The sequence below is a fragment of the Shewanella sp. P1-14-1 genome, assembly GCF_001401775.1.
In the GTDB taxonomy this organism is placed as follows: Bacteria; Pseudomonadota; Gammaproteobacteria; order Enterobacterales; family Shewanellaceae; genus Shewanella; species Shewanella japonica.
The window spans coordinates 1-3,787 of the sequence record NZ_LKTL01000052.1; the positions used below are offsets into that span (position 1 = coordinate 1).

The following is a 3,787-nucleotide window of genomic DNA, read 5'->3' on the forward strand; positions in this document are numbered from 1 at the left end:
GCTAATCAAACGCCGAATGTAGAGCTGCTGTCAGATCCACTGTTGTTGTCGGATTACTATTGCTTGACAAAGGGGAGTCCATGTAGCCCATTTAAGGGGCTGATAATAGTTTGCTAAAATTGTGTAGCGTAGCGGAACCGAGCAAACTGTTAGCAGTCCTGCTTTAAATGCTTGTTATGTTTACATTTACTAAAACGTTTCCATTATTATCTCTTTGCCTTTTGATGGAAAATTGATAATGACCGATTCATATTGGTTTTCTACCGTTTCAATTTCGATATAGTCGCCAGATTGCAGGGTTATTTTAAGTAAGTTAGGTGAGGATAAACAAACGTCTGAAAATTGTTGCCTAACCAAGCTCCCCCATGGCGCACTATTAGGAGCATCATCCCATTCATAGATGTCTCCATTGATACGAGCAATAACGCGCTCATTACAATGTATATTGACATCGCAGAATTGAAATCCTATTCCGCAAGACGATATTAAAGTTGAATCAATATATAGCTCATTAAGAGCTTTTTTTAATATTTCAACGATATCAGAGTTAAACAGAACCACCGAACCTTCCCTGTAAACATAACGCCTCATTAAGAGGAAATTTATAGTTGGCTAAAATGTTGAACTCAGTGAAAACAGCCAACTGTAAATTTTCCTGCTTTAATGACTTGTTATATGCTGACTTACTCAGGTTCAACAGAGTTACTTGTCGCCCAAGATGGCCAGCCAACTTGACGAAATAATTTAAAAATGAGTTGCTGGTATAAAGCTACCATTTCTAATGCGCGATCAACAGTTGGACATACACAACTGAATTCATAGTCACATTTGACCACAACTCTAAACCAGTCTTCATCTTTAAATTTTTCAGGGGAAATACTTGTCTCGGTATAAGTAGAAATGCGCCATTCAACACATTCCTCCCAGAGCCCACCTTTTTCTATTGCATCTAATACGGCATGTTTTTGATGTGATACATCACCACTTTCTAAAAGTTTGGAAAGGTAATCATCCTCTGATTTAAACATCTAACTCCCTTAAAGCATATAACGCCCTGCTAATAAGTGAACCGAGTGCTGGCGGGCGATTTGCTCAGCAAATGGCATGACAGGCTTGGTGAATCTGGATTTAGCAGCTTGTTATACATCATTTTTTCAAAAAATATTTAAGCGATTTATAAAACTTAAATATTGAGAAGGTGAATAAAAGGCATACAACAAACCAAAACTCAAATGGACTTTCCTCTAGGCTATAATTTCCTATTTTTGCAGCGTTACCAATTGAACCTTTTGATAAGCCTGTATATGCAAGGAGTGCAAAAATCAAAGCGAGAAACAAGTTGCTACATGCCCATTTAAACTCTTTATCTTCTTTTTTAGTTCTAACTTTTTGAATGACCTTTATGTCACCATTCTCTATGCGCAACTCTAACTGCTCTTGGATTAACTGTAATCTCTCTGGGTACTTTTCTCTGTCTATATTTTCTAAGCAATCTTCAAGTTCAGCTTTGGTATATTTTGTGTAGTCGATATCCATATGTTCCTACGATGTATAACGCCCATATTAAGCGGACGGAAACAGTTGGCTATAATGTGAAGCAAAGCGGAACTCGGCCAACTGTTGGAGTTCCGACTTAAATTGCTTGTTATATGTTGTTGTATAAATCATGCAACATTTCTCCTTTGTCATCGTTCAGTTTTGTAGAGCGATGGGTTAGATGCAGATCATTATTTTCACCTTGTTCACTAATAGCACGTACGCCATCAAGTACACAAAGAAAACCGAATACAGACTCATCAACTGCTTCTGTAACAATAGAACGAAGCATATCTTTATCGGTTTCTGATAAAGAGTTAAACCAAGCAGAACGCTTTACCATTTCAGCATGAGGCCTTCTGCCAGGTGGTTTCTGTAGATTATCGACTATTCCATCTACAGCGGTTTCTGAAACTACCTGCTTAATTAGACCTACAAACTCAGATTTATCCATGATGCCTCGTGAACATATAACGCCCCATTAAGAGGCGCAAAATGCATGGCTATAATTAGTGAGGTACGAACGCAAACCATGCTTTTTGCGTCCTACTTTAGTGCCTTGTTATAGGGCTTTTCTATCCCAGACAACAAATGATGCGTTCACAGCACTACTTGCAGATAACGCCAGTTGTTCATTGTCAAAACCATTCAACTCTTGAAACATTGACATAAACTCGGGTGCTTTAGGACTTTCAGAGGCTAAGTAAAAATCAATATTTTCACACTCAAACTTCCAAAACAAATCATCACTGAATGGGCCTTTATCGTTTGTAATGATTTTAATAAATCGAATAGTTTTTGGGTCAACATTGATTCTTTTACCAAATGAACCTTTACACAAAAACATATCACCAACTTCAATTAACCATGGGCCACGAGGATAAAAGTTTTCGTTACCTGATTTTTTACGAAATAGTCGATTTAACAATGACACTTATTGAGCCCTATAACGCCCTAATAATGGGCTAAAAATTGTTGGCTAAAATGTTGAGGTACGAAAACAGCAAACTGTTTTTAGTCCTTATTTATTAGCTTGTTAAGTATACTCTTCACCAAAACTCTCGTAACACTTTGGAAAGTAACCCCAGATCCTGATTGTTGATTTAGTTGTTTCGAACTCAAAACCAATTTTTCTCACAAAAGTTAATACACTTTCAGTTAGTTCTATATCAATCCACTCAACGCAAAGTAGTGGAAATGGTAAGTGATAATACCACTCGCTATCCCAGCCCGATATGTAGCCATTAACAACCTTAGTTCGGTAGCAAGGAGGATTGGGGAGCTCACGCATTTCTGAGATGAGTTCATTCCATTTTGTGTTGTTGGCAGCACCAACTAATTGCTTTTCAGCAATGTTCCTTTTAGCTTCTTTCACGTCCTTTTCATCGGACACTGCATCAGCCATTGGCAGAAGACTCATGTGTATACCTAACGCCCTAATAATGGGCAAATTGCAGTTGGTTAAAATACGCGACGAAGGAGCAAAAACCAACTGTAATTTGTCCTTATTTATTAGCTTGTTAGGTGCACTTGAGCCTGTAGTTTATAAAAAACATTGCATGCTCTACATGATTAGTTGCATCAATCATTTCCCATGTTCTTATAACCGTACAACTTGAATTTGTACTTTCGACAAATTTATCAACTAACTTTGCTCTTAAATCATCATCGTGATATAGACTAGCTGTATTCAATTCAAAAACACACAAGTAATAGTTATCTTTAAAGTTGCTTGGCTCTTTAAAGCAGGAATATCCTTTTTTTACGGGTACAGGTTTATGAGGTGTAGTTACACATGCACTCAGCCCTAATAACAATACAGTGATTAAAATAGTCTGAAACAAACTCATACTTACCTGTGCACCTAACGCCCTGCTAATATGTGAACCGAGTGCTGTCATGCTATTTGCGCAGCAAATAGCATGACAGCCTTGGTGAATCTGAATTTAGCAGCTTGTTAGCTAAGTTTCATACTAAGCATCGTGTACTGCATAATGAATAATTCGCTTACAAGCTTCGTCTGAACCGATTTTCTCTTGCCTCATGGCATCCAACATTTCTTTGACCAAAAAAACTTCTAGAAAATACGCCTTGCCAGAACAATATTTTTCAGCAACTTCTGATGTCGGTAATGACAGCTCTTCATCAGACATTTCAATTATCTGAGCATCTGAAGAAGCTAGGTAACTCCCCTCAATCAACTCGGCAAAAATTATGCCTTCATCATTGTAGTTCTCAATAGACTCAATTA

At 37.6% G+C, this 3,787-nt stretch carries 8 protein-coding genes; all 8 read right to left on the reverse strand.

Features of this window, described 5'->3' with window-relative positions; genetic code table 11:
• Positions 1 to 189: 189 nt before the first annotated feature.
• Positions 190 to 561, reverse strand: a complete 372-nt coding sequence (locus AN944_RS20755) for a hypothetical protein (RefSeq protein WP_235531039.1) — start codon at positions 559 to 561, stop codon at positions 190 to 192.
• Between the two features lie 122 nt (positions 562 to 683).
• Positions 684 to 1,028, reverse strand: coding sequence for a hypothetical protein (locus AN944_RS20760; protein WP_055026551.1), 345 nt, complete (start codon positions 1,026 to 1,028; stop codon positions 684 to 686).
• Between the two features lie 118 nt (positions 1,029 to 1,146).
• Positions 1,147 to 1,536 carry a hypothetical protein gene (locus AN944_RS20765; protein WP_055026552.1) on the reverse strand — a complete coding sequence of 130 codons (390 nt, stop codon included), beginning with the start codon at positions 1,534 to 1,536 and terminating at the stop codon, positions 1,147 to 1,149.
• Positions 1,537 to 1,645: 109 nt separating this feature from the next.
• Positions 1,646 to 1,990 (reverse strand): hypothetical protein, encoded by a 345-nt coding sequence (locus AN944_RS20770; RefSeq protein WP_055026553.1) that lies wholly within the window; start codon positions 1,988 to 1,990, stop codon positions 1,646 to 1,648.
• Positions 1,991 to 2,098: 108 nt separating this feature from the next.
• Positions 2,099 to 2,470: a hypothetical protein gene (locus tag AN944_RS20775; RefSeq protein ID WP_055026554.1), complete on the reverse strand. Its 372-nt coding sequence runs from the start codon at positions 2,468 to 2,470 to the stop codon at positions 2,099 to 2,101.
• Between the two features lie 102 nt (positions 2,471 to 2,572).
• Positions 2,573 to 2,956 carry a DUF6678 family protein gene (locus AN944_RS20780; RefSeq protein ID WP_055026555.1) on the reverse strand — a complete coding sequence of 128 codons (384 nt, stop codon included), beginning with the start codon at positions 2,954 to 2,956 and terminating at the stop codon, positions 2,573 to 2,575.
• Positions 2,957 to 3,056: 100 nt separating this feature from the next.
• Positions 3,057 to 3,437, reverse strand: coding sequence for a hypothetical protein (locus AN944_RS20785; RefSeq protein WP_055026556.1), 381 nt, complete (start codon positions 3,435 to 3,437; stop codon positions 3,057 to 3,059).
• Between the two features lie 72 nt (positions 3,438 to 3,509).
• Positions 3,510 to 3,787 (reverse strand): hypothetical protein (locus tag AN944_RS21665; protein WP_055026557.1); only part of this gene is annotated, 278 nt, incomplete at its 5' end.